General features: G+C 62.9%; 1 protein-coding gene. It reads right to left on the bottom strand.

The features are described from left to right. Positions 1-69: 69 nt before the first annotated feature. On the bottom strand, positions 70-1,404 hold the full coding sequence (locus ACOVRJ_RS13155) for an IS5 family transposase (RefSeq protein ID WP_422044302.1): 1,335 nt from the start codon (positions 1,402-1,404) through the stop codon (positions 70-72). Positions 1,405-1,596: the final 192 nt, after the last annotated feature.

Here is a 1,596-nt window from a genome sequence, read left to right as displayed (position 1 = left end):
GTCGTCTGTGAAGAACGCGATTTGGGTTCTGGGCTGGGATAGGTTGGAACGGTGAGCCGCCCTGGAGCGTCATGCAGCGGCCATTTCACGGCGTGCTACGGGAAGCCAAGCCGTGAGCAAGGCGCGCAAAAGCGCGTTCAGCCATGCGACGAGCAGCCTCAGATTGTGTCCTGCGGCGACCAGGATGGCGTTGATGGCATCGCCGGTGGCCCCGGCAAGGTGATTGCGCTCCAGCAGGCCGTCAGATTTGGTGTGGCCGATGATCGGCTCGATGGCATTTCGGCGCCTGAGCTCGCGCTTGATAGTGGGTGAGGCGATGCCGCGGGTGTGGGCGATGTAGACCTTGGCCTTCCCGCCATGCTTATGGCCCTTGTAGCCCCGGTCCACATAGGCCCGCTCGACGGTGATGCCGGTCAGGCGCTCGACCTGCTCGATCTGCCCGGACAGGGTATGGCCGTCGTAGGGATTACCGGGCAGTGCCTGCATCCCGACGATGAACTGGCCACCCGCGGTACGCGCGTTGGTGACCGCGATGGAGGTCTTTACCCCGAACTCGTAGCGCGTCCTCGCCTTGCCCTTGGCGATGCATTCCACCTCGGGTGCGTGCAGCGCGTAAAGCTTGTCGGTGCTGTCCGCCTTCTGGGTCAGGATCTTTGCCACCCGCTCACGCGCGACGGCAAAGGCGGCCTCAAGTTCTTCATTGCCGGCGATCTTGCGACCGATGTCGCGGTCAAGCCGACCGAGCCAGGTGCGCAGTTTGCGAACCCAGCGCATCGCTTGGCTGTGCCCACGGCCATGGATTAGCCGCGAGACATCGCGCCGGGCCTGACGTCCGACGCGCAGGAATGACTGCCGCAGCTTGAGCCCGTGCTTTCTGGCCAAACGGTTCAGCCACTCAATACCGCGCATCAGCAGATGACTGTCGGTGGGATGGGCAACCGCCTTGGTCTGCACCGTCGTATCCACCGTCACACGCTCGCAAGCCTGCGGGGGCATCGCCCGGGTGTCCATCGCAATCCGCAGCGTCTCGCCCAGCAGCAGTTCGAGCTTGTCAGCGCCGATCCGCCCGCGCCAGCGCGTCATCGATGACCGGTCCAGCGGCAGCTTGTGGCAGAAGTACTGCTCGCCGCAGAAGTACTGGTAATACGGGTTCTCGACCCACCGGGCGCAGACCGCCTCGTCCGACAGACCCTCCATGTGCTTGAGCAGGTGCAGTCCCGCCATCAGCCGGGTCGAAAGGCCTGGCCGCCCCTTCTCATGATAGAACCGGCCAAACGCTTCATCGAACCGCGACCAGTCGATCAGCTGCGCCAATTTCACCAGCGCGTGCCCCATGTCGATCATGTTGTCGAGCTGGCTGCGGAACAGCTCGTCACTGCGCGGGGCGGGCTTCTTCGGCGGCATCGGCAAACCTCATCATGGAGACCAGCACACTGAATCACAGCACGAATTCCGAAGAAAGCCCCCACGTGCCCAGGCGCGCAAAATCGCAAGCTTTTTGCCCAATCCCGCACCAAACCTTGCAAATCCGATTACTTCAATCCCACCAAAACCCACGCGTTTCCAACGCTTTCAGCCTTTTTCACGGGCGACTAG

The organism is Roseateles sp. (genome assembly GCF_049240545.1).
GTDB lineage: Bacteria > Pseudomonadota > Gammaproteobacteria > Burkholderiales > Burkholderiaceae_C > Paucibacter_A.
This window is presented reverse-complemented; position numbering and strand designations above follow the sequence as displayed.